Raw genomic sequence first — 25,327 nt, forward strand, 5'->3', positions numbered from 1 at the left:
CCTCAATCACGGCCCTGAAATAGCATTGAGTACCGCGATTAAGGTGGCATACGAACTGCTCAAGCTAATGCTTATTTTTTAGGTGCGCGAAATCCCGCTTGTTCGGCCGCTGCGGCGTTGGCAAAACAATATTTGGCTTTGGTTTTCGCGTAGTTCCGGCCTTCTGGTACATGATAGATTTTTGACCTGGAGACTTTCACCGGGGCCGATTCTGGGCACGAACCATCCGGATTGCCAGCCATATTGGTTGTTGCCGTAGTCGCCGTAGTTGCCGTAGTCGTGGTAGGGGTTGCTGCCTTGGGAACCATCTGGGTAGGCGTTGAGGTCGAAGGCATCGTCATCGGCTTAGTGGGTGTCGGCACCGATAATGGGGCTACCGGCGTTTTCGGAACTTGTACACCCGCTCCCGCAGCGGCGGCACCGACATCAGCGGCCTGCGCTATACCAAAGCCACCAAGAGCTGTAACAAGCGCAGCTACTAAAAAACTCTGACCAGCTAAAGTACGTGGTTTTAACAACATCTGTCATACCTCCGTTGTGAGTCAAACTATTATCACGCCGCAATCAATGAACGAGAACTTAATAACGGTTTATTGTAGGTCAAAAATTTGTATCCAATTTATTGCATCCTGTTGCTCTAGCAATTGACCCACAAATTTCAGAGCGGCTTGCAGGTTCTCTGCCGCCGCCACACTAAGCGACTCCCCCAGTTCAAAATGCTCGCCGCGAATCGCCAACAAAAATGCGGGTGGCGCAGGTGCGGAATTGATCTGCTCGTAAACATGCAAAACGGCAGCAGGCGTCAGCGCATGACTGGTATAGCTGGTATCGCGGGCCGGTTGCAACCGGGTGAATTGATACGGTGGTGGACAGGAGACGCTGGCATCGACGAACAGCACTAATTTCCGATTTTCCAAATCCACCGCGTGTTCGATCTGCAACTGAAAATCGGTCAGCAGTTCGATATCGTCCCAGTTGACGCCCTGTTCCCGCAAGGCCGCCAAGCGCTCCAGAAACAGCGGCCCCAGCGCGTCATCGCCCCGGCTGGGATTGCCAACGGCCAAAATGAGTAAGCGCGGAATCTTTGCCCTCACCCTAACCTTTTTCTCCCAGATGGAGAGGAAATGCCTCTTTACGAACCATTCCACCCGCATCCCGCACCAAACAATCCACCAACGCGCCAGACTCCTCCTCGACCAGTTCCACGTGCAGCGGCATCTGGCCCAGCGCGTGAGTGGCACAGGACAGGCAGGGGTCGTAAGCCCGCACCGCGACTTCAATCTGATTCAACAGCGGTTCGGTCAATTCCTTGCCGTCCAGATAGCGTTCCGCCACCTGGCGAATCGATTCATTCATCGCCTGGTTGTTGTTGGTGGTGGAGACAATCAGGTTGGCCTTCTCGATCAAGCCATCCTCGTTCATCCGGTAATGGTGGAACAGGGTGCCGCGTGGCGCTTCGATCACGCCGATCCCCTCCCGTGGCGTCACTTCGCCCTTGGCCACCAACTCATCGCCGAAAATATCGGGATCGAGCAGCAAGTCCTTGATCGCCTCAATGGAATGGAGCAACTCAATCATCCGCGCCCAGTGATAAGCCAGTGTGACGTGAATCGGCTCGCCCTCGCCCAGCGCCATGAATTCCTTGCGTTCCTCCTCGGCCAGTGGGGTGGCGATGAAATCGCAATTATCGATCCGGGCCAGCGGCCCGACCCGATACCAACCCTTGTCCGGCCCCAGCGAGTTGATGAACGGAAATTTCATGTAGCTCCACGGCTTGACTTGTTCGCGCAATACCTGGGCGTAACGGCGGTAGTCGAGATGATCAAAGATGATTCCACCCTGTTCGTTTTTGGCCCGTAAGCCGCCGTGATATAAATCCAGCGCGCCATCGGCCCGGATTAAACTGAGGTAATTGGTGCGGATGGTGGCGAAATGGGTGAAATAGCCGGGATTAGCGGCGTAGGCGGCTTTCATCAGCTTGAGGATGTTGCGGCTCCATTGCGCCATCAGGTCAATGTCCACCAACAGCGTGTTGCGCTCCTGCAAGGTCAGCGATTTATTCACGCCGCCGGGAATGGCGCCAGTGCCATGAACGCGCTTACCCGCCGTAAACCGGATCACCTCCTGGCCGTACTTGCGCAGCTTCACCCCTTGCCGGGCCACATCGGGATAATCCGCCATCACGCCGACCACATTGCGATGGGCCACTTTATCGTCGAAATCGAACAGAAAATCCGGCGAGGCCAGATGGAAAAAATGTACTGCGTGCGATTGCAGGGTCTGGCCGTAGTGCATCAGGCGGCGGATTTTCTCGGCGGTCGGTGGGATTTCCTCAATCCCCAACAACTGATCCACTGCTTTGGCCGCCGCCAGATGATGGCTGACTGGGCAAATGCCGCAGAGACGTTGTACGACGACCGGTAGTTCCCAGTAAGGCCGACCCTGAATGAATTTTTCAAAGCCACGAAATTCGACGATATGCAAACGCGCCTGACGGATGCGGTGATCCCGATCCACCAACAGGGTGACTTTGCCGTGACCTTCAACCCGGCTTAGCGGGTCAATAGCGACCCGGCACAAATAATCAGATTGGGCCGCCGTTTCCAGGGTACTCATAACGAGTTACCTCGTTTAATCGTCGTTGATGATCCCCTCGCCTGTTTAATGAGAGTGATTCGGCAAGGAACTGGGAATTAATGCTGTACCAGTCTGATGACATGCAGTGGATAATGCTGGGCAATCAATACAAAATCACGGTCGTTATGCAGCAATTGGGCCTGATGCACCAAAGCAGTAGCAGCAATCATGCAATCCAGGGGCTTACGCACGGTGATTCCTTGAGCACGTAACGCGCGGTAAATTTGCGCGGCTTCAACAAAAACGTCCTGCGTCATCGGTAAAAGCCGCAAAAACTCCAGGTAGTGGCGTGTGCGCTGATAAGTGGATTCCTCACGAATGCCCTGAAGAATTTCGGTCAGAATAACTCCGCAGAGAACGATATTTTCTCCCTGCTCAATCCATTCCTCCAATCGTTGCACATGCGGCAACGCATTTCCCCGAAAAAAATCAATCCATACGCTGGTATCAACCAAGATCATGCGGGACGCTTCCACGCAACACACTCAAATCACCTTCCCACTCGACCTGACCTTTGAGTTCCAACAGTTTTTTCTGATTTTCCCGCCGCAGCAGTTCTCGCAGTGCAAAATTGACCAGATCGCGGCGCGTTTTTAGGCCAGTGGTCTGCAAACCTTCCTCAACCAACTCACTGTCCACCGTAACCTGCATACTGCGCTGAGGTTTTTTATTCATTAAATGCCTCTCCGGCCAGTCTACACAATCGATCAAACTTAAAACTCAATCGTAATGTATCTGGGTATAAGGCAGCGCGATGGGCTGCCCGGCCAATAATTGGGTGACAAAGGTCCAAATCGTATCCGCCGACGGCGGGCAGCCCGGCAGGAAGTAGTCGATTTTCACCACCTCGTGAATCGGATGCACCTGATCGAGCAGCAAGGGAATTTCCGGGTCATTGGGAATCTGCGCGTCCACCAATCCGATTCCGCGTGTGTAGGACTCTTCCAGACAATCCTTCAATTCGTAGTGATTGCGCATCGCTGGAATGCCGCCGCTGATGGCGCACGCGCCCATCGCAATCAGGATTTTGCAACGCGCCCGAAATTCCAGCAGGGTGTGGACATTCTCGACGTTGGCGATGCCGCCTTCAATGATGCCGATGTCGCATTCGCCCAGTTCCTTGAGGTCGGTCAACGGGCTGCGGTCGAACTCCACTTTTTCAGCCAGATCGAACAGCCGCTCATCGAGATCAAGCAGCGACATGTGGCAGCCGAAGCAGCCGCACAGCGAGCAGGTGGCAACTTTCAGTTTGGATTCAATCATGGCGGCGACCTCCCTTGCTGACCGCCAGCGCGGCCACATCGCCGACCACGTTAATCGGCTTGCGGTCATAAAGCCGTTGGCCGATGGGGATTTCATAGCCGCTGTGCTTGCTTAGAATTGTGCCGGTCGGACAGACCTGCGCCGCTTTATCGCTCAGGCTGAAATCGGTCGCACCCAGCTTGCCGGATGGCGTATTCACCACCAGATGGGCCTTGATGCCGCGCCCCTGCACCGCGAACACGTTTTTGCCATCGACCTCACGGCTGGCACGGACGCACAGCTCGCACAGAATGCAGCGATTGAAATCAATCAGGGCGTCGGGGTGCGAGGCGTCCACCGGACGGCGTGGGTAGAAATGGGTGTAGTGCGGTGCCAGCATCCCGACGTAATAGGCCACCGCCTGCAACTGACAGGCCCCGCTTTTCTCGCAGGCCGGACAGACGTGATTACCTTCCACGAACAGCATTTGCAGCAAGCCCCGGCGGATTTCGCGCACCTCGTCGATTTCGCTCTGCACCACCTGACCCGCTGCGGCTGGCGTGGTGCAGGACGCCTGCATTCGGCCATTGACTTTGACCAAACAGACCCGGCAACTGCCATGCGGGGTGAATTCGGGATTGAAGCACAGATGCGGGATATAGATTCCAGCGGCCAGCGCGGCAGCCATGATGGTCTGGCCATCCTGAAACGGCACCGTCCGCCCATCCAGCGTGAAGCGTGGTTCCTCGCTCATGGCATCGCCCTCGACAAAATTTCTTCATCCAGATAGGCGTCGGGATCGGTGCGGCCGGTCAACCAGCGCGCCTGCTCCAGCGCCGCATTCATATCAAAAGCCGGTTCAAACGCGGTCGAGCGCAGCCGCCGCTCATAGGACTCTGGAAATTGATCCAGACTGTCCAGCACCGGATTGGGCGCAGTCTGGCCCAGGCCGCAATGCGAAGCCACCCGCATGATCTGGCCCAGCTTGCGCATTTCCTCCAAATCGGCGCGGGTGCCGTGGCCGGTATGCACCTTGTCCACCAGGTCACGCATCAAGGAGGTACCGACCCGGCATGGCGTGCAAAAACCACAGCTTTCGTGGACGAAAAAATGGGCGAAATTGCGGATGCCGTCCAAAATATCGCGGCGCTGGTCGAACACCATGAACGAGCCGCCTGTCGCCAAATCTTCAAAGCAGATCCGCCGGTCGAACAATTTGGCGGAAATCATGTGACCAGCGGGACCGGCCATCTGGATACCCTGCGCGTCGCGCGCCCCGCAGTCCTCCAGCACCTGCCGCACGGTGACGCCGAACGGATATTCGTAGATGCCGGGCCGCTCACAATCGCCGCTCAGGCTGAGCAGCTTGGTGCCTTTCGATTCGGCGGTGCCGCGACTGGCGAACCAGTTGCCGCCTTCCACCGCGATCTTGGCGGCGGAGGCGAAGGTTTCGACGTTATTGACCACGGTCGGCTTATTCAAATAACCGTGCGTGGTCGGGAACGGCGGGCGAATGCGCGGCACCCCGTGCTTGCCTTCCAGCGATTCGATCAGCGCCGATTCCTCGCCGCAGACGTAAGCGCCCGCGCCCAGGTGAATATCGATGTCGAACTCGAAGCTGGCATCGCCCAGAATCGCCGCACCCAACAACCCGGCTTCGCGGCGGCGCTGCAAAGTCGCTTTCAGCGCGTCCACCATGTAGCGGTATTCGCCGCGCAGGTAGACGAAACCCTGCCGCGCGCCGATCACCCGGCCGCAGACGGTCATACCCTCGAACACCAGATCGGCGTAATCCTGCATCAGCACCCGATCCTTGAAAGTGCCCGGTTCGCCCTCGTCGGCGTTGCACACGACATACTTCACTTCGCCCGGCGCGTTGCGGCAGGATTGCCATTTCGCGGCGGACTTGAAGCCCGCGCCGCCCTGCCCGCGCAGGCCGGATTTGACCATCTCCTCCAGGATCGCCTCCGGGCCGCGTTTCAACACCGCCCGCAGCGCCGCGCCATCGGCGAAGTGCCGACCCAGCAGAATGTCGGCCCGGCGGATATTGCTCACCACCTCGAAGAACTCGCGCGGCCATTGTTCTAGCGGCGTTTTGGCATTGACCAATTCGACGATACGATCCAGCCGGGGCTTGGTGAGCCGGGTCAGTGCGTAACCGTTGACCAGCGCCGCCGGTCCCTGATCGCACATGCCGGTACAGGAGGTGGTGCCAACGCTGACCCGACCATCGGCGCGGGTACCGTTGATCGCCACGCCGAGCCGATCCGCCAGATAGTGCAGCAGTTCGCGGTTGCCCAGCATCCGGTCGGTGATGTTATCGCTGAACAGGATGTCGTAAGAACCGCGTGGCGCGGTGTAGAGGAAAGAATAGAACTCGGCAACGCTGCGAACTTTGGCCGGTGAGATGCCAAGTTCTTCAGCAACCACATTGATCGCCTCAGTGGACAACCAGGTCAGGCGATCCTGCACTTCACGGAGGATTTGCAACAGCCGGGTCGGCAACTTCTGGTGGCGTTGTACGATGTCGCGGATGGTCTGGGCGAGCGTACTGGATTCCGCCATGGAGCACCTCCATCATTAACCCGCCAATCCGCCAAAGCAAGACACGGTTGGCATATTTGTTATCCGTTAGCCGTTAAATCAGGTTGACGTAAATCATACTCCAAACCCTCACAATAAGCGTTAACTTTATAAGGATTACAACTAATTTCTGGGTTTATTTGTCATTAATTTAGAACAAAACCCCTAAATCACCCTCCAAGCTAAAATAAGCCCTTCGTTATCCCTGGTAATCGGCGTCTGCGGGTTTCCGGCGGAATCAATTCTGGCATTGACAGGGAATAACAGGCAGAATTTACTCATACATGGTTAATTTTTGGAGATGAAACGCTCTCATGCCGAGCCAATCTTTAAAGCACGTTCCCTGGCTGCTGCTAGGGGGAATGATTGCCAGCACCGCGCAAGCCACGGTCTACTCCCTGCCACCTCCCGGCACCGATGTGATCGGGGAAGTGAAAGTCGTCTATGCGAATAAGGAAGAAACCTTCCTGGATATCGCCCGTAACAATGGTTTGGGTTACGATGAAATCGTTCACGCCAATCCCGGCGTAGACCGCTGGTCGCCTGGTCACGGAACCCCTATCGTCCTACCACTTCGGCACATTCTGCCCGATACACCGCGTGAAGGGATCGTGCTGAACATCCCGGAAATGCGACTTTATTACTATCCCCCCGCCAGTGCCGGTGGAGAACGGGTTGTTCACACCTATCCGGTCAGTATCGGCCGGATGGATTGGAAAACCCCTTTGGGAACGACCAAGGTCATCGGCAAGGAAGTGGACCCACCTTGGCGGCCACCCGCATCGATTAAGGCTGAACACGCCAAAGATGGCGATATCTTGCCGGACGTAGTACCCGGTGGGCCGGACAATCCCCTGGGCCGTCACGCAATGCGCCTGGGTGTACCCGGTTATCTGATTCACGGTACCGATAAACCTTACGGGATCGGCATGCAGGTCACGCACGGTTGTGTGCGGATGTATCCTGAAGATATCGAGCACCTATTCGGAATGGTCGCGATGGGCACCACCGTGCGCTTGATCGATCAACCGGTTAAAGTCGGCCGCCTCAATGGTGAGTTGCTACTTGAAGCCCACGAACCATTGGAAGAAGACGAATCACCGGTCAAAGTAACACCGGAGCAAGTGCAAAAAGCAGTCATTGCCAAGACCGGGCCGGATATGACCGGTGTTGATCGGGCTGCCTTGGACGCTGCGGTCGATCAAATCAGTGGGATACCGGTCGTGATCTCCGGGAACTCCAGCCCGTCCCCGGCTAGATTAACCACCACCCTACCCGCTACCGGCCAAGTACCACCGCGTCCTGCCGCCAATTATCCGGCGACCGCGAACCCAGCGCCGCCGCGTCCTGCCCCCAGCTATCCAGCGGCTGCAAGCCAGATTCCAGCACAGCCTACGCCCAGTTATCCGGCTACTGCGAGCCAATCACCAACCTATCCCAGGCCAGCTTATAACAACTGGCCAGCTACGGCGCCTTCTGATCGGCCTGCCCTTCCAGCCAACCCCCCGCGCGCGCCCTCTGCATACAGTGCGCCGACTGCGGGTTATGGCGAATCACCCTACCCTCATCCTGTGGCACCGACACCACCAGGCGCGGCTTCCCCAGCCTATCGTCCATCACCCACTTATCCTAACCGCTATGCTGCCCCTTATAACGGTGCACCACCGGCGGAGGATTATGACGATTTACCTTATCCGACACCGCCCGGTGCGGCTGCGCCAGGCTATTATCGGCCAGCGCCACTCAATGCCGGGCCTTATCCGCGGTATACCCCTCCTGCCGCAGTTCGACCTTCGGGTAGCAGGCCCGATACCAACTTACAGGAACCCCCGCCGGTAAATCGCTCTTAAGCAATTTAAAGAGCCATAAAAAAACCCCACGATCTGCATCGTGGGGTTTTTGTCTTTACGACTGAAAATCGACTTACTTATACATGCCCTTCTTGAACGCGCGATTGAGTCTGTCTTCATTCGCGGTGCAGCAAGAACGGGTTTCGTTGGCCGCATCTAGCGCCTGACGAGCCATCGCCTTCGCTTCGCTGGCATCAGCCTGCGCTTTTTGGACTTCAGGGGTGGCGCAACCAACGGTCAAGCCAGTGATCAGGGCCAACATGGAGATTTTGGCCAGAGTTTTAAAGGTCATTCTCAGTTCCTCAGTATCAATAAAACAAAGTTAACATGTCGTAAAAACAAAAAGTTGCCACGACACAACGATTTTGTTCCAGCATAACAAAAGTAATTATATAACGGAAACTCGCGTTAGAGACAACGCAAATTGCCATCTTTAACGAATTTCAACCCGCATACCGACCTTAACCCACGGTCTGAGGGCTGCAATTTGTTGATTGTCCAACGCTACGCAACCACTGGTCCAATTGATTCCGGCCCTGTGTATTGCCGGATCACCACGACCCACCCCATGAATCCCGATCTGTCCGCCGAGCGGCGTATCTTGTGGAGGAGTATAGCCGCTGACCCAAGCTTCACGAATACGCTCGTAAGTCAGGGTATCAATCCGGTGCTCCCGTAGGGCGCGCTGAGCATAGTCGATGTTAGGGTAATCAAGGCCAATAAAGGTCTTGAAACGGCTGTATTCATTGATCCAACCCACGCGAAATACCCCAAGCGGCGTTTTATTGTCGCCCCGCCGGTATTTGATACCAACACCGCTGCTACCTAACGCAAGATGGGGAAATGCCTTGAGCTTCTGATCTCCCCTCATCACCATCAGGGTATCTTGCTTGGTGTCCACTAACAGCCAAGGCTGGTGCGGTGGATAACCGCCAGTCCCATCGGCCAGTGTGGAATCGTTAGTGACGACACCGGTTGGCGCGCAGGCGCTGGCCAACCACGCCAAACCGGCTATCAGAATGATCCGCGCGCTGCGATTCTCCATACTCATCATCGTAGTTCTTTCCGCCTCTACAATCGTTTCGATCTGCCCCAATCACCGCCGCTTGGCTGGGTTTTGCTACCCCAAGGCCGCAAAAACCCTGTGATCAGGTCTCGCTTGGGGAGAAATTTATAAAGCACCCGCCATAACGATGCAAGATGCCGGTTGATGGCTTGACACAAATCCTTAAAGGTTATCAGCACTGGGTCGCAACGCTTCCAGCGCTACCGGCCCGCAAGGATCACTCTCAGCCAAGACCTGTTCCAAACGGCTAATCCGTTCTTGGATCTGTTGATTCACGGTTTCCTGTTGAGCCAACCATGCGGCAGCCTCTGCCGCTGAAACAGCGGACGTATTAGCACCTGTGCCCAACTGGCTGCTAGCGCCAACTCCGCCGCTCAATAGCCAGCCGACAGCAAGGCCAGAGAGCAGGATGGCCATGGCTACTGCTCCCCAGACCCAGGCTCGCTGGTGGCCGGGAATCTTGGCCTCGTCGGCATATATCTTAAATTGCGTGTGTTCTTCGTCCATGACTTTTCCTCAACGCTGGACCGTAAATGCGGTGATCGGCACCAAAGTATTGGGACGGACAGTGCCCTTATAGACGGATTCCTGACCACCCCGGCTCAAACGCACTTGAAAGGGCGTGTCCTGGGGTCGTTCCTCATCCTTACGGGGCACGTAGCGGACAAGAATCTCGTAATTCCCCGGCTCAGCCTTACCAGCAGGCCAAAACGCATTTTCAACGGGACGATCCGTCAACTGACCCCGCGCTATGTTGGCATCCACATCCAGACTGCCGCCGCATTCAGCGGGATTGCGGAAATCCATCTGTCGTCCCGATGGGCAACGCACCACCAGGTCAAGATCACCCCGACTGTTCCAAAGCAGCGTCGCGGTGATTTCACCACTGCTGGCACCCGTTGCCGACATGCGCTTATCAAACTCGCGTCGTTCCTCGGCGGTCGGTTCTGTTTTGACAGGGCGTTCGGTAGTGGGCTGGACGGCAGGAGAGGTACTGGGCACCGCCGAAGGCTTGCCTGTTAATGCCTCTTCCAAACTGCGGCCGGCCCGATCAGAGCCTGCGGTCGCCGGTGGGCCAGCACTGACAGGCGGTGAACCCGTTCTCGCTGACGGCGCGATCACCGAGGCGGATGGTGTTGGTGCATCCGCAGTAGGCGAAACCCTAGCATCTGTCGGCACATCGCCAGGGCTATTCGTGGGATTAACTGGCTTTACTGATGAGCCGTTGGTAGGTGACGGCGTAGATCTAGGCATATCGGTAGAACTAACGGTGCCGGAGTTGGCGCTGCGGGTTCCTGAACCTGTTGTTACGCCTATTGTGGACAGTGTAGCGTCGCGTGCTGAAGGTGCCGCCGAAACGGTTTCACTTGGGCTACCACCAGAAACCTGTATCGACGTGACGTTTGGCCTCTCTTTCCCGCCGGCCTCAGACGCCGTATCCAGTCTGACAGCCCGATTTTGGTTCACATCGGCGGTCGTTGGTTCACCCGGTCGTGGCGTTAGGCTCGTACCCGTGATGCTGGACTTGCTAGCCACGATTGGCGACCCGGCGGCTACGTCGTGGGCAGCGGGACCGGTTGCCGGACCTTCGACATTGCCGACCACGGCCGGCAAGCTCTGGCCATGGACGGCGGAATCGGCGGCTCTACCGCTAGCCGAAGCCACCTGACCGGGGATCGGCGTGGGCGCCCCGGACGTTGCTCCATCCTGCGGCAGGCGACATTGACCGCGACGACCGGCCAGCTCAATCTGCAATTGTTCCAGCCGAGTTCGTAACGCGGCTTCAGTCTGTTGGGTACGATGTAGCGCCTCTGTCAGCTTCCCGTCTCCCGTGACGACGGCGGCTCCACGATCCGCAATGACTTCAGGGGATCGTGTTCTCCCCAGCGCCCAATATGCCGCGAATAAAAGCAGGAGCAGTGCAATGATCGCCACCCCCCAAAAATAGCGCGAGCCAACAACGACATAGCGTAACGATGATGGAGCAGTGGATGATGGAACTTGATCTTTCGATCCTGGCGTAGTGGCCATCGGCGCAGGGGCTGATTTCTCCGCCGTACTAGGACTGGAGAGTGCAGAGACTGGTTTTTTATTGCCCCTCGCGGGTTGCTTAGGCAATTCTGGAGAGGGTTGTTCCAATGCTGGCTCCAGCGGTGGCGGAGACGATTGAGCGGATTGCGCACTCTCGATGACCGATTGCGTGGCTGGCGTCGGTTCGGCGGCTGGAGTCATCACGTCGGGAATGATGACGTCCGGTACAGCCACGTCGCGCGCTGATTCAATGGGTTGGCCCACCGCCGGTATGGCAACATCGCGTAATGATCCGGCCGGCTCGCTGACCGCTGCCGGTCGGTCGGGTGATGGACCCGGTGCATCCCACGGGCGGTCTGGTATGAACCCCCAACCGGTGATAACGGGTTTACCTTCGACCAGAAACAGATCGGTCTCAGCCGGTGGCACCAGCACCGCCTGCAAAATGGCTCCCAGTTGCGCCTTGCGGGCATCATCGGAACCGGCGTAGCGTTCTGCCAGCTCCCGCCCACGTTCCATCAAGCTATTGATATCAGCAATAACCGACCGGCGCTCTTCTTCGGGAAGCTCGAACACCGAGACCGGTTTTTCATCGGGATCGCTTTCACCATACCATTCGATACGATTATTGGTGCGATCCACCATCGGCTCTGCCAGCAAGTGACCTGCATCAGAACCGATCTCGCTGGCCAATACAGTCCGTATCTGCGGATACAGCACATGCAACGGCTGCCCGAAACCACCAATCTCTCGCAGACCATCAAAGGTATGGTGGCGCAAGCGCACGCTATTTTTCATGGAACACCCTGCCGGAAAATTGGTAAAAGCAAGCGTTTCAATCCGCGCCCGTAACCGGGCGAAGCAGCATGGAAGAGGCTTCGCCTCTCTCATCAACGATTATCCCCCTGAAAGGGGCGGTTTCAAACCAGAGTTTATTTTGATGAACGATGCAGCGAGGGAAACGCCAGGCACGAGCGAGTTCGCGCCACACTGTCTTGCCATTGATCTTGAAGTCAGCAAGCAAACCGAGCGGATCGTTAAGTTCGCTGGGGTCAGAGGTGATAACGGGTGCTCGTTTGTGTTCGCTTCCGGGGATTTAGCGACGGAACTTGCCAAGCTGGATGACTTCGCTAAAGAGTGTTCCTTTCTGCTTGGCCACAACCTGATCGCTTTCGATGCCCATCATCTGGCAGCCGCCAAACCGGACCTGCGTCTGCTCAAACTGCCGATGGTAGACACCCTCCGTCTCAACCCGCTGGCTTTCCCTCGCAATCCTTACCATCATCTGGTTAAGCATTATCAAGACGGCCAACTCAAGCGCGGCGGCCTGAACGATCCAGAATTGGATGCACGGTTAACCCTGACCGTCTTTCACGATCAACACCTGGCCTTGCAGACCTTGCAACAGACCAACCCGGATCTGCTGCTAGCCTGGCACTGGCTGACCACCGTGACGGAGCGCGCAACGGTGGGTCTCAACGCCTTTTTCATGACCCTGCGCCGTCAAACGCGCCCTTCAGAGCGCGAAGCTCGCGCCGCCATTGAGCGGTTTTTGCACGGGCGAGGCTGTCCTCATCACGCACAGGCCATCCTGGCGGGGGTGGAACAACAAGGCTGGGAACTCGCCTATGCGTTGGCGTGGCTCGCAGTAGCTGGGGGCAATTCGGTGATGCCGCCGTGGGTACGCCATCAGTTTCCGCAAGCCGCCGTGCTAGTGCATCGGCTGCGGGATACGGCTTGCGACACGCCCGATTGCGCCTGGTGCCGGGAGCGGCACGACCCGGTGCGAGAACTGGCCCGCTGGTTCCCGGACATTGGCGGTTTCCGGCCTGAACCCGCCGCTGCCGACGGGCAGCCTTTACAACCGGCCATTGTCGAAACCGCTCTGCGCGGTGGGCATGTGCTGGGGATTCTGCCCACTGGCACCGGCAAATCCCTGTGTTATCAGCTTCCAGCTTTGTCCCGCTACGACAAGACCGGGGTGCTGACCGTAGTCATCTCGCCGTTAGTGGCGCTGATGGCCGATCAGGTCGCCAGCCTAGAGTCCCGCGGCATCACCCGTTGTGCGGCCATCAATGGCCTGCTGTCCCCGCCGGAGCGCACCGATGTGCTGGATCGGGTGCGGCTGGGCGATATTGGCATCCTGATTCTGTCACCGGAGCAATTGCGCAACCGCACTGTGCGGCAGGTGCTGTCCCAGCGCGAGATCGGCGGCTGGGTCCTGGACGAGGCGCATTGTCTGTCCAAATGGGGTCAGGATTTTCGGCCCGATTATCGCTACGTTAGCCGCTTCATTCGGGAAAAAGCCGGCCAAGAGCCGATCCCGCCCATCCTGTGCTTGACCGCGACGGCCAAGCCGGACGTAGCGGCGGACATCATCAACCATTTCCGCACGAAGCTGGCCATCGAGTTAACCCTGTTCGACGGCGGCACCAGCCGCTCCAATCTGGATTTCAACGTGGTGATGACCACCACCGCCGAGAAGTTCACCCAGATCCAGAACTTGCTGGAACATGACTTACCGCCGGAGCAACCGGGCGGGGCCATCGTGTATTGCGCCACTCGCAAACATGCCGAGCAGATCACCCAGTTTCTGTGTACCAAAGAATTGGCCGCCCGCTATTTCCATTCGGCGCTGCCCCCTGAAACTAAAAAAACTGTGCAGGCCGCTTTCATCAAGGGTGATTTACGGGTCATTGCCGCCACCAACGCCTTTGGCATGGGCATTGATAAATCCGACGTGCGGCTGGTGATTCACGCCGATATTCCAGGATCGCTGGAAAACTATGTGCAGGAAGCCGGGCGGGCCGGGCGCGACCGACAACCGGCCCGCTGTGTCCTGCTTTATGCACCCGATGACGTGGAAAAACAGTTCGGCATGTCGGCCCGCTCGCGGCTGACCCAACGCGAGATTCAAGGCGTGCTCAAGGCACTGCGCCATCTGGACCGTAAAAAGCGGCTCGGCGGGGAAGTGGTAGCGACAGCAGGCGAAATTCTGGCCGAAGACCAAGATGAGGCGTTCCAGCGCGATGCCGCTACCGATGATACGCGGGTGCGCACCGCGCTGGCCTGGCTGGAAGAAGCCGGACTGCTGGCGCGTGAGGAAAATCGGGTGCAGGTGTTTCCCTCGTCGCTGCGGGTCGCGTCGGTTGAGGAGGCGCAAACCAAGCTGGATAGAAAGCAGATAACCGCTCAATATCGCCGCCAATTGAGTGCGCTGGTGGCGGCGCTGATTGCGGCCAATCCCGATCAGGGCATCTCGACCGATGAATTGATGGGGCTATCGGGCTTGAGCGCTGCCCAAATCCGTACCGCGCTGTACGATCTGGAACGCTTGGGGATTGCCAGCAACGACACTGCCCTAACCGCCTTCGTGCATGTTGCGGTGGAACGCTCGTCGCGCAAGCGGCTGGAAGAGACGGAAAGCCTCGAAATCGCCTTTCTGGCGGAGCTGCGCATCGCCGCCCCCGACCTGGAAAAAGGCGAACCCTCCGTTTTGCGGCTGCGCCGCGCCGCCCAGCATCTCAAGGACGCCGGGCACGCCACAGTCCTGCCGGAGCAGCTTTGGCGGATCGTCAAAAGCCTCACACTCGATGGTCGCGACGAAGACGGCGGCGTTGGCAGCCTGCACGCGCAGCGGCTGGACCCGGAAACGATGCAGGTGAGGCTGCAACGGGAGTGGTCGAAGATCGAGCAGACCGCTCGATTGCGGCGGTCGGCGGCCGAAAGGCTACTGCAACATCTACTGGATGATTTACCGTCGGGCACCCGTGGTACTGATCTTCTGGTTCGCACCACCCTCGGCAAATTGATGGCGGCGCTGGAAAGCGACCTCATGCTCAAGAGCGCCATCAAGGCCCCGCAGAAGCTGCTGGATCGGGCGTTGCTGTGGCTGCACGAACAGGAAATCATCCGCCTTCATCAGGGTCTGGCCATTTTCCGCTCGGCCATGACCATCCGGCTGACCCCGGAAAAACGCGGTTTTCTGAAAGCCGATTTTCTGGCCTTGAAGCAGCACTACGACGAGCAGATCGTCCAAATCCACATCATGGTGGAATACGCCCAGCACGGCCTTCAAGCAATGACGGACGCCGTGCGGCTGGCCATGGATTATTTCAAGCTGCAACGCGAGGAGTTTCTGCGACTTTGGCTGCCGGAGCGGGAAAAAGAGCTTGCTCGCCAGACAACGCCGCAATCCTGGCGCGCTATCGTGGAGTCCCTCAATAATTTGGTGCAACAGCGCATCGTCACCGATGACCGCGAACAGGCCAACGTCTTGATTCTGGCCGGACCCGGTTCCGGCAAGACCCGCGTGCTGGTGCATCGCATCGCCTATCTGGTGCGAGTCCGGCGGGAAAATCCGCGCGGTATTCTGGCGTTGGCCTACAACCGCCATGCAGCGGTCGAAATTCGCCGGCGCCTTGCCGATCTGATCGGTGATGAGGCCAAAGGCCCCATCGTCCTCACCTGTCACGCGCTGGCCATGCGACTGGTTGGGGTGAGTTTTGCAGATCGTACCAACGTCATGGATGACAGCAGCTTCAAAAAGGTATTGCAACAAGCGGTAGCCTTGCTAAAGGGTGAGGGCTTACCACCGGAAGAAGCCGATGATCAACGAGAGCGACTCCTAGCCGGTTTTCGCTGGATTTTGGTCGATGAGTACCAGGATATCGGCCCTGATCAATATGAGCTGATTTCGGCGCTGGCCGGGCGAACTCGCCAAGACGAAGAAAGCCGGCTGTCGTTGTTCGCGGTGGGCGATGATGACCAAAATATCTATGCGTTCGATGGGGCATCGGTTGAATTTATCCGTCGCTTCACCGCCGACTACACGGCAAAACCGGCTTATCTGATCGAGAACTACCGCTCTAGCGCGCATATCATCGCGGTAGCTAATCAGATGATCGAGACCGCACGAGATCGCATGAAAATCGAGCATCCGATCACCATAAACCGCGCCCGCGCCAAAGGGCCTGCCGGCGGCCACTGGGAAGCGTTGGACCCAATCGGCCAAGGGCGCGTGCAGATAGTGTCGGCCGGCGACAATCAACAAACTCAAGCCATGGCCGTTATGGCTGAATTACAACGCCTCTCGCGGCTCTCGCCGACTTGGGATTGGGCGCGCACGGCCGTCATCGCCCGCACTTGGGAGATCCTTAATCCGGTGCGCGCTTATTGCGAAACGCAGGAAATTCCCGTGCAGATGGCTGACGAAGAACCGCCAAATTTCTGGCGTCTGCGCGAAACACAGTCACTACTCGACTGGCTGCACATCAGCGGTAACCGGGCTATCGGCGCGGACATTTTGCGGCATTGGCTCGACGGGCAACCAACCGGTGTCTGGTGGGATTTATTGCGGGAAGCGGTAGAGCAATATGCGCTGGAGATTGGCGACACGGAGCTACCGTACCGGCATTTCACCGAATGGCTGGCAGAATGGGGCCGCGAAATCCGCCGACAACAAACCGGTTTGCTGCTGTTGACCGCCCATCGAGCCAAAGGTCTGGAATTCGATCATGTTGCGGTTTTGGATGGCGGCTGGGGCAAGCGTAACCGCGATGAAGACCCGGATGCACCGCGTCGGCTGTATTACGTCGCGCTGACCCGCGCCAAGCAAAACGTGGTGCTGGCTCGCTTCAACGCTCCCCAGCCGCTCCTTGATGCGCTTCCCGACGGCCCGCAGTTAATACGGCGCAAACCAGTTCCCCTACCGCCACCACCCACCACGCTAAGACACCGCTACAAACGGCCGACGCTGAAAGAAATCGACATTGGTTTTGCCGGGCGTTACCCGTCAAGCCACCCTATCCATCGCGCCATCAGCTCCCTCGTTACCGGAGACCCCCTCATCTGTCGGCAAGATGGCGAACGCTGGCTGCTATTGGATAATCATGACACCATCGTAGGACGACTCGCACGCTCTTTTACCCCGCCCGCCGGGATGATCTGCACCGCAGCACGGGTTGCAGCGCTCATCACCCGCAGGAAAGAAGAAGACGAGTACCGCGATTCGATACGTTGTGATGACTGGGAAGTGATAGCGCCAGACTTAATCTTTGCACCGAAAGACTAAAGAATGGCCAGTTTTTCTCTCAAATTCGCAAGAAGCCCAACCGCATGAAGCGCCTATACTTAAAAGGCCGCCCGCCTAGCGGAATGGCTTTGAACCTTTTGGCCCCTAGCGGGAAATATCAAGTGAACGGATGCGCGATTGCGCTATTCGTGGAAAAACCAACCGATGAGCCAGCACCCTGATTTGTCACGCCCGGTCGCTGGAGCCGCCGCTAACGCCGATCTGGAACTGATCCGCGCGGTGGCGGCCAAGGACCGCCAAGCCTTTAAACGACTGTATGACCTGTACGCACCACGGATCGGACGTTACCTGTGCAAACTGCTAAAACACCCTGATCTGGTGGACGAAGCTGTGAATGATACTCTGCTGGCAGTCTGGCAAAACGCAGATCGATTCGATCCTGCCATCGCCTCGCTCTCCACTTGGCTGTTTGGCATCGCCCATCACAAGGGGCTGAAAACCTTGCGAAGAACCAGCCACTTCGGCGCTGAGCAGACCATCGACACGCTCCCACAGCCGCTGCTCGACGACGCCGAGGAGCGCGAGGATAGCCCGCAAGCCCCGGTACCCCACGGCCCCGAACACATCGTACTCGGCTGGGAATTGGGCGGCGTCTTACAATGGGCGCTGGAACAGCTTTCGCCAGACCATCGCAGCGTGATCGAACTAACCTTCGGTGAAGAACTCTCGTATCTGGAAATCGCCGAAATCGTCGGCTGTCCGCTCAACACCGTCAAAACCCGGATGTTTCACGCCCGCAAGAAGCTGGCCCAACTCTTGGCCCGGCGCGACTATCGAGTAGCCGCCACGGCGAACGATTAACCCATCATGACGACGACCCTGACCGACCCATCGCCAAACATGCACGAGGATATTGAGGCGCTGCTGCCCTGGTATACCAACGGCACCCTGACCCCCGATGAAACCACGACGGTGGAGCAACACCTCGCCCACTGCGCTGCCTGCCGTCAGGAACTGGCGCAGTGCCAGGCGCTGGCACAGGCCATCCACCGAGAACACCAAATGGAGGACTGGCAACCAGCGCCGGACGGTTTTGACCGACTGCTGGCGCAAATCGACCCAATGGAACGCAAATCGGCGTCGGCTGCAACCCGTCGCCCTAGCCTGCTCGAACACTTGAGAAATTGGCTGGGAACAACCCCCAATCCAGTCCGCTGGACGCTGGCGCTGGAAAGCATGGCAGTGGCGGCACTGCTGCTGATGGTGGCGCTACCCGGAACTCGCCCGCTTTCGGACTACGAAACCCTATCGGATGCCGCTCACTGGCCATCGACCACCGGGCCGCGCCTGCGCGTGGTTTTTGCCGACGCCACCACAGTCAAAGAGATCCAAAACCTGCTGCAAGAAATCGACGGTGGCATCATCGCCGGGCCGACGGCGCTGGGCGTTTATACGATTGCCCTGCCAAAGAGCGAGCCGACGGCGCACCTTGTCGCTGATGTAGTCGGCAAGCTCCGCGCGCGCCCTCAAGTCCGACTGGTTGAAACACTCAACGATGGAGGCTCTCTATGACCTTGACAAAACAGCAGCGACTGACCGCTATGGCCACCGCAGTCCTGATAGCGCTATGCAGTTGCGCTGGCACGGCTGAGCTGCCCGATTCACCCGCATCAGCGGCCATCGACGAACCCGGTGTCCCCAAGCAATTGCAGGCCCGCCAGATCATCGTGGCGCTGCCCGACCGATTGCGCTCGGACTGGCCGAGCATCACCCGCGACTTGCAAGCCCGTCACCAGCTCCGGCCGGTCGGCGAATTTCCCCTAACCTCCATCGGCGTTCAGTGTTTGGTCTTTCAGGTGCCCGTCGAGCAGTCGGTTGATGCGGTGCTCAGTCAGATCAAAGCCGATCCACGGGTTGAGTTAGCCCAACGCAACCAAACTTTTGAAGGCTTGCAAACCGGAGCAGCCACTGCGTACTACGAACTGGCTTACGGTGCAAAATTACTGCGGGCCGATCTAGCGCACCGTGTCAGCACCGGTCGTGATGTCAGCGTCGCCGTCGTCGATACCGGGGCTGACACCGATCATCCCAACCTGCGCGGGCGAATCGTCGAAACCGCTACGTTTGTGGAAGGCGGTGAACCCTCCTTTCGCAGCGACCGGCACGGTACAGCCATTGCTGGCGTCATCGGCGCCCGCGCCGGGGATAGCGGGATCGAGGGCATCGCGCCCGATAGCCGGCTGACGGTGCTGAAATCGTGCTGGTATTCGGACCCGGCCGCCAGCAAAGCCCGGTGCAGTAGCTGGACGCTGGCAAAAGCGGTGGATTACGCCATAACCCACCGGATCAAGGTGTTGAACTTGAGCCTTGGTGGCGGCGTGGATGATTTGCTGGCGCGCTTGCTGGCAACCGCCGAACGGAATGGGATCGTCGTGGTTGTGGCGACACTGGACAATCCGGTCGATCCGGGGTTTCCTGCGTCGCTCACTACCGTCATTCCGGCGGTTGCTTGCGATGTCAACGGCCACGTCACCACACCGCACTGGCCCAGCATTCGATTCGTGGCCGCCGCACCCGGCGTGGAGGTGGTCGCCCCGGCGCCAAACGCTGGCTACACCCTGATGTCCGGCAGTTCGCTAGCTGCCGCGCATGTCACCGGCGTCGTTGCCTTGCTGTTACAGCAAACTCCGCAAGCGACGCCCGATCAGGTCAGAGCCGTGTTGCGCGCCACCGTCAGGCCAACCGCCGGATCAGCACCGGCAGGGGTTTCACGGCTGGGAATCGTCGATGCTTGCGCGGCGCTAGCCACCCAAAATCCCACCCTGCGCTGCCCCTGAAGCGCTGCAAAGACTGCGTGCGCCTTTTGCCCGAGACGCTCAATGCTCACGCAGCGCCCGCCGCAGGGTGGCCGCCACCGGCTCCAGCAGGTAGTCAATGACGGTGCGCTCACCGGTCTTGACGAAAACTTCAGCGCGCATACCCGGTTGAAGGCGAACCCTGCCGCCAGCTTGCGCGAGCGAGGCGGCATCGACCGCCACTTGCGCGATATAGTGTGGTGCGCCGGTACGCGCATCGACCAATTGATCGGCGGAAAGGTAACGCACCACACCGGTCAATAACGGTGTCGTGCGGGTCGGGTACGCAGTTAGCCGAATGTCGGCCGGCTGATTCAGTCGCAAGTCGTCGATATCATCAAGACCGATGCGCGCTTCGATCAACAACGGCTCGGAATCTGGCACGATGTCCAGCAAGCGCTCGCCCGGCCGCGCTACTCCACCGACTGTGAACAACTGTAAATCGACCACCTGACCGGCGATGGGGGCCACGATGGCTTGCCGATTGACGGCATCGCGCGAAGGCCGTTGTTTCTCATCCAGATCAGCCAGCGTTGCCTTGACCGCCGTCAGTTCGTCGGCGGCGGCTTGGCTATATTGATTGCGCAGCGCCGTCGCGCGCGCCCGCAGTTCCTCTCTGCGCTGCCGCGACCGAGCCATGGCGCCGGTCAGTTCTGCCTGCCGCGCCAGGCGCTCCTGCTGAGCGCGCTTGAGCGCCAAAACCTGAACCTTGGACACGATCTGCCGCTGTTCACCGGCTTCATTGGCGCCCACTTCCTCGGCCAATAACCGATTGGCTTCCTTGCCCGCATCAAATTGCGCCTGAAGGCTGGCTTGCTCTCGGTCGATTTCGCTGATTTGCTGGTCAAGGGAGGTCAACTGGCGGTCCAACGCCGCCCGCTTGGTGTGAAATAGCGTGATTTCCATGCGCAACAGGTCCGCCACCCGCGCATCGGCAGCCCGCGCTCGCAGGCGGGCCGGAAAATCCGGTTCGGGGCGAACATCGCGCTCAGCTTGCAACCGGGCCGCCTTGGCCGCCGTTGCCTCCCACTGGCCAGCCAGCAAATCCAAATTAGCGGCGGCCCGCTCATCTTCCAACACGATCAGGGTTTGTCCGGCGACAACCGGGTCGCCGTTGCGAACCCGGATTTCTTTGACGATGCCACCTTCGAGATGCTGCACGCTCTTACGGTTATCGGCGACTTTCACCACGCCGGAGGCGAGAACCGCGCCCGCCAGCGGCGCTTGACCGAACATCACCCCGCCAACACCGAAAGCTGCTATGACCACCAGCAAGCCCACTCGAATCACCCGCTGCCCCTCGGTAAGCACCGCAGCAGCGGTAGAATCTGGGACCGGGCTTAAGTTTTGCTCCGCCTCACGAGTCGGTTTTTTAGCGGTCATCTGGAAAATAACGGCATCAGCAGTCATGGCGGTTTTCCTGTCATCAGAAGGAGGGTTTAGCAGTAGTTCCCCCGCACCGGATGAAAGGTTCACCACCGTGTCAGTCTCATCTGCCGTGGCGCCCGTTTAGGGCTTCCCGCCGCGAATAACCTGGGGCGCGACCGCGTTGCCGCCCTGCAATCGCTTTAACACCGCCTCGCGCGAGCCGAACAGTTGCGGTTGTCCGTCCTTAAGCACCAGCAAGCGGTCCATTTCCGGCAACAAGGTCGTGCGATGGCTGACCACGATCACCGTCGCACCAGCGGCGCGTAGGGCCTGTAATGTCGCTCGCAGGGCCTGTTCACCGTCGCGGTCGAGACTGGCGTCGGGTTCGTCCAGCACCACCAAGCGCGGCATACCAAACACAGCGCGGGCGAGCGCGACCCGCTGGCGTTGGCCACCTGACAGCCCCACGCCGTTCGGACCCAGCTTGGTATCGTAGCCCTGCCGCAAATGCAGGATCATAGCGTGGGCGTGCGCCAAGCGGGCGGCGGCTACAATTTGGTCAGAGTCGGCTTCACTCAGACGGGCGATGTTCTCAGCCACCGTACCGGCGAACAGTTGCACATCCTGCGGTAGATAACCGATATGCTGGCCCAGCCGCTCCCGCGACCACTGCCCCAATGTTGCGCCGTCCAGGCGAATTTCACCGCTGCTCGGTTGCCAACAACCAGCGATCAAGCGCGCCAAGGTCGATTTGCCGCTGCCGCTGCCACCGATGATTCCCAGGGTCTGGCCGGGTTCTAGCGCGAAGCTGACGCCTTGCAAGAGCGGCTGGTCGCTACCGGGCGCACAGTAACCGAGCTTGCTGACGGTGATGGCACCGGACGGTTCCGGCAAGGCAGTGACCGGCTCGCTGGTTGGCTTGGCCAGCAACACATCTAGCCGCCGATAAGCGGCGCGAGCCTCAAGTAAAGTTTTCCAGCCGCCAATGGCAGTTTCCACCGGGGCCAGCGCCCGCCCCAGCAACAGGGTGCTGGCCAGCATGACGCCCGATGTGGTGGTCTGTTCGATCACGAGCCGGGCTGAGGCCGCCATCACCGCAACCTGGATCAGTAAGCGAGTGCAGCGACTCAAGGCGCCGATGCCGCCACCGGCCCGGCCGGAACGCATCCAGGCCTCCAGCATCTCACCACTCGCCTGTTGCCAGCGATGACGCAAGGCGGGCAACAGGCCCAGGGCCTGCACCACTTCGGCGTTGTGGGCCGCTGCATCTGCGATAGCCCCTGCCACGCGCGCTTTACGCTGGATTTCGTTGAGCGGCTCGCGGCTGAAGCGCTCGTTCATATAAGCAAGCGCGGCCAGAGTGAGTGCGCCAATAGCGGTGATAACCCCCAAACCGGGATCAAGCAGCGCGATAAGCCCAAGATAAAGTGGCGCCCACGGCGCGTCGAACAGGGCCGTGAGCGTGCCGCCGCTAAGAAATCCGCGTAGCTGCGCAACATCGCCCAGACCGGCGGGATCAGCGTCAGCCGCAGTCAACGCCTTGCGCAAGGTACCCGCCAGCACCACCGGGCCGAGCAAATTTTCCAGTCTAGCCCCCGCCAACAGCAACAACCGGCCCCGAATGAGATCCAGCAGCAATTGGGTCAACAGCGCACCGACCGCCATCACCGTCAACACCAGCAACGTCGCTTCCGAACGGCTGACCAGCACCCGGTCGAACACTTGCAATGAGTACAGCGGTACAGTCAGCAACAGCACATTGAGAAATAGGCTAAACAGTCCAGCATAGAGGAAATAGACGCGGCATTGACGGAGATAGCGGCGCATGGCGGAATCCTGGCTGAGTGATCATGGGCGTTGCGGCGTATTCGACGACGGTTTATCGGTTATTCCCCAGCCAGGGGTTAAAGGTTTAACCGCACATAAAAAACGGCGCCCAAAAGCGCCGTTTTAATAGAGTTGGAGCCGTGATTCAGCTTACGAGAACACGCCACTGATCTGAATATCGGCATCGACCAGCATCGTCGCGGCGCCATTGGTATAGAGATCGTAAACCTGATTGCCGATGGTTTGTTGCTGACCGGTATCGTCCCAGCCGAAATCGGTGACTGTCACCTTATCCGCCGCATCACCTTCGATGCGTAGGTTATGATTACTGTTGATGGCGAAAACATCGTTAAATTCGATAAACAGTTGAGCATTCGTCGCGCCGGGTCGTAAATCGAATACTTCGGTGTTCTGAATCAAATTATCATTCATCGTCCGTAGATCCAGCGTCAGGCTACCGAACAGATCGCGGAGCCGCACGGTGTCCACGCCCGTTCCGCCATCGTACTGGCCAGCGCTCGCACCAGCGCCGAAATCATCGGCATCAAATATCATAACGTCACTCTCTGACCCACCGCTGTAACGGTCGCGGTCAAAACTCCCATCCAAGGTGTCCGAACCCTGATCACCGCTCAACACATCGTTACCCTGGCCACCGTTGAGCGTATCGCTGTCGTTGCCACCGATCAGAGTGTCGTTGCCGAAATCGCCACGCAGGGTGTCATTGCCGCCGCCACCATTGAGCACATTGGCGCCTACGTTGCCGGTAATCACATTACCGGAACCATTCCCAGTCCCATTAATGGCCGACGTGCCGACCAGGGTCAGGTTTTCGACATTGACGGTCGAATTGAGTGAAAAGCTGATCGAACTTTCCACCGTATCGGTATCGGGGCCGCCGTCGATCAGAGCATCGGTTTCGCTGCTGGAATTGATGACGATAGTGTCATTGCCACCTTCGCCCCGGATCGTATCGCTGCCCGCTCCGCCGTCCAGACGATCCCCGCCGCCACCGCCATTGAGCGTGTCTTTGCCGCCGCCGCCGGATAAAGTGTTGAAACTGCTGTTGCCGGTGATGACGTTATCGCTGTTATCGCCCGTTCCACTGATGCTGCCGGTTCCGGTCAGGGTCAGATTTTCGACGTTATGGGCGTCACTTAAATCGTAGGAAATCGAGCTTTCCACCCGGTCGGTGCCGCCGAACAGCAAATCGTCGTCAACCACATCACTAACATTGTCAACGACATAGACATCGTTACCACCGCCACCTTTCATGGTGTCTGCGTTAGAGCCACCGTCCAGCCGGTCGTCGCCGCCATCGCCGTACAGCGTGTCGGTTCCCGCATCACCGAAGAGCCGGTCGGCCCCGTTGCCCCCATGCAGGATATCGTTGCCGTCATTGCCGTGCAGGGTGTCATTACCGTCGTTGACGAACACATCGAACCACTCGCCATCGCCGAAGAGTTCATCCGCGCCACCGTTACCGTTGATCGTATCGTTGCCGCCCAAGCCTTTGATTTTATCGGTAAGGCTATCATTGGGGGCCGTATAGGTATCGTTGCCTGAGGTCAATGAGGTTTCACGATTAAACGCCATGGTCAGTCTCCCAGAAATAAACAGATTTGAACGATGTCCGGCTCAACGCGAACCGAAGGTTTTCAAGGTCGGGCCTATTTCGCCTTCCCCTTACCGATCTATTTCCAGGTGACGGTCTGATGGTTTAACCCAAATGTAAAAATTTTAGGAGTTACGCAGTTGCCGGTAGCCTGTAAAGTGGATTAGTCAGATAGGTGCGGATGGCGGGGCGGATGATAGCGAGTTTCGCCTCAAACCA

General features: G+C 58.5%; 20 protein-coding genes. 5 read left to right on the forward strand and 15 right to left on the reverse strand.

The genetic code is table 11. The features are described from left to right. Nucleotides 1–71: 71 nt before the first annotated feature. The 8 genes from BN873_RS20495 to BN873_RS15125 all read right to left on the reverse strand — a co-directional run bounded on the left by BN873_RS20495 (nt 72) and on the right by BN873_RS15125 (nt 6,444). The gene (locus BN873_RS20495) at nt 72–521 is read right to left on the reverse strand and encodes a sunset domain-containing protein (protein WP_171820499.1); all 450 of its coding nucleotides are present in this window, start codon (nt 519–521) and stop codon (nt 72–74) included. Between the two features lie 69 nt (nt 522–590). Continuing rightward, complete coding sequence (locus tag BN873_RS15095; RefSeq protein WP_048675516.1) at nt 591–1,094, reverse strand: hydrogenase maturation protease; 504 nt, start codon at nt 1,092–1,094, stop codon at nt 591–593. Nucleotide 1,095: 1 nt separating this feature from the next. Continuing rightward, nucleotides 1,096–2,616, reverse strand: coding sequence for a Ni/Fe hydrogenase subunit alpha (locus tag BN873_RS15100; RefSeq protein ID WP_048675519.1), 1,521 nt, complete (start codon nt 2,614–2,616; stop codon nt 1,096–1,098). 77 nt (nt 2,617–2,693) lie between these two features. Further along, entirely contained in the window at nt 2,694–3,098 is a 405-nt protein-coding gene (gene vapC / locus BN873_RS15105) for a type II toxin-antitoxin system VapC family toxin (RefSeq protein ID WP_048675521.1), read from the reverse strand. Beyond that, nucleotides 3,085–3,312, reverse strand: coding sequence for a type II toxin-antitoxin system VapB family antitoxin (locus tag BN873_RS15110; protein ID WP_082161330.1), 228 nt, complete (start codon nt 3,310–3,312; stop codon nt 3,085–3,087). The genes vapC and BN873_RS15110 overlap by 14 nt, the downstream gene beginning before the upstream one ends. Before the next feature lie 45 nt (nt 3,313–3,357). Further along, nucleotides 3,358–3,900: an NADH-quinone oxidoreductase subunit B family protein gene (locus BN873_RS15115; RefSeq protein WP_171820500.1), complete on the reverse strand. Its 543-nt coding sequence runs from the start codon at nt 3,898–3,900 to the stop codon at nt 3,358–3,360. Next, nucleotides 3,893–4,633 (reverse strand): 2Fe-2S iron-sulfur cluster-binding protein, encoded by a 741-nt coding sequence (locus BN873_RS15120; protein WP_048675525.1) that lies wholly within the window; start codon nt 4,631–4,633, stop codon nt 3,893–3,895. The genes BN873_RS15115 and BN873_RS15120 overlap by 8 nt, the downstream gene beginning before the upstream one ends. Beyond that, entirely contained in the window at nt 4,630–6,444 is a 1,815-nt protein-coding gene (locus BN873_RS15125; protein WP_048675529.1) for an NAD(P)H-dependent oxidoreductase subunit E, read from the reverse strand. The genes BN873_RS15120 and BN873_RS15125 overlap by 4 nt, the downstream gene beginning before the upstream one ends. 332 nt (nt 6,445–6,776) lie before the next feature. Here BN873_RS15125 and BN873_RS19125 point away from each other — a divergent pair, with 332 nt between their 5' ends. Beyond that, nucleotides 6,777–8,312, forward strand: coding sequence for a L,D-transpeptidase family protein (locus BN873_RS19125; RefSeq protein ID WP_071244346.1), 1,536 nt, complete (start codon nt 6,777–6,779; stop codon nt 8,310–8,312). Between the two features lie 73 nt (nt 8,313–8,385). Here BN873_RS19125 and BN873_RS15135 read toward each other — a convergent pair whose 3' ends face one another. From BN873_RS15135 to BN873_RS15150, 4 genes are all read right to left on the reverse strand, one after another. Then, nucleotides 8,386–8,604 (reverse strand): alanine-zipper protein, encoded by a 219-nt coding sequence (locus tag BN873_RS15135; RefSeq protein ID WP_048675532.1) that lies wholly within the window; start codon nt 8,602–8,604, stop codon nt 8,386–8,388. A 141-nt stretch (nt 8,605–8,745) separates the two neighbouring features. After that, on the reverse strand, nt 8,746–9,366 hold the full coding sequence (locus BN873_RS15140; protein WP_242434449.1) for a L,D-transpeptidase family protein: 621 nt from the start codon (nt 9,364–9,366) through the stop codon (nt 8,746–8,748). 174 nt (nt 9,367–9,540) lie between these two features. Further along, nucleotides 9,541–9,885 carry a hypothetical protein gene (locus BN873_RS15145; RefSeq protein WP_048675535.1) on the reverse strand — a complete coding sequence of 115 codons (345 nt, stop codon included), beginning with the start codon at nt 9,883–9,885 and terminating at the stop codon, nt 9,541–9,543. 9 nt (nt 9,886–9,894) lie between these two features. After that, nucleotides 9,895–12,207, reverse strand: a complete 2,313-nt coding sequence (locus BN873_RS15150) for a hypothetical protein (RefSeq protein WP_048675538.1) — start codon at nt 12,205–12,207, stop codon at nt 9,895–9,897. A gap of 142 nt (nt 12,208–12,349) precedes the next feature. Between BN873_RS15150 and BN873_RS15155 the strand changes: the two genes are divergently transcribed. The 4 genes from BN873_RS15155 to BN873_RS15170 all read left to right on the forward strand — a co-directional run bounded on the left by BN873_RS15155 (nt 12,350) and on the right by BN873_RS15170 (nt 20,280). Continuing rightward, entirely contained in the window at nt 12,350–17,482 is a 5,133-nt protein-coding gene (locus BN873_RS15155) for a RecQ family ATP-dependent DNA helicase (protein ID WP_048675541.1), read from the forward strand. Nucleotides 17,483–17,647: 165 nt separating this feature from the next. Further along, a complete protein-coding gene (locus tag BN873_RS15160) occupies nt 17,648–18,304 on the forward strand; it encodes an RNA polymerase sigma factor (RefSeq protein ID WP_048675543.1) in 657 nt (218 codons plus the stop codon). 6 nt (nt 18,305–18,310) lie between these two features. Next, nucleotides 18,311–19,015 (forward strand): anti-sigma factor family protein, encoded by a 705-nt coding sequence (locus tag BN873_RS15165; protein WP_048675546.1) that lies wholly within the window; start codon nt 18,311–18,313, stop codon nt 19,013–19,015. Next, nucleotides 19,012–20,280: a S8 family serine peptidase gene (locus BN873_RS15170; RefSeq protein WP_048675549.1), complete on the forward strand. Its 1,269-nt coding sequence runs from the start codon at nt 19,012–19,014 to the stop codon at nt 20,278–20,280. Before BN873_RS15165 ends, BN873_RS15170 begins: the two co-directional genes overlap by 4 nt. A gap of 39 nt (nt 20,281–20,319) precedes the next feature. On the opposite strand, the gene BN873_RS15175 is transcribed toward BN873_RS15170, so the two are convergent. The 3 genes from BN873_RS15175 to BN873_RS15185 form a co-directional block, all read right to left on the reverse strand. Next, nucleotides 20,320–21,708 (reverse strand): HlyD family type I secretion periplasmic adaptor subunit, encoded by a 1,389-nt coding sequence (locus BN873_RS15175; protein WP_048675552.1) that lies wholly within the window; start codon nt 21,706–21,708, stop codon nt 20,320–20,322. A 99-nt stretch (nt 21,709–21,807) separates the two neighbouring features. Then, nucleotides 21,808–23,493: a type I secretion system permease/ATPase gene (locus tag BN873_RS15180; protein ID WP_048675555.1), complete on the reverse strand. Its 1,686-nt coding sequence runs from the start codon at nt 23,491–23,493 to the stop codon at nt 21,808–21,810. A 150-nt stretch (nt 23,494–23,643) separates the two neighbouring features. Further along, complete coding sequence (locus tag BN873_RS15185; protein ID WP_048675559.1) at nt 23,644–25,089, reverse strand: calcium-binding protein; 1,446 nt, start codon at nt 25,087–25,089, stop codon at nt 23,644–23,646. Nucleotides 25,090–25,327 lie beyond the last annotated feature (238 nt).

The organism is Candidatus Competibacter denitrificans Run_A_D11, assembly GCF_001051235.1.
In the GTDB taxonomy this organism is placed as follows: Bacteria; Pseudomonadota; Gammaproteobacteria; order Competibacterales; family Competibacteraceae; genus Competibacter_A; species Competibacter_A denitrificans.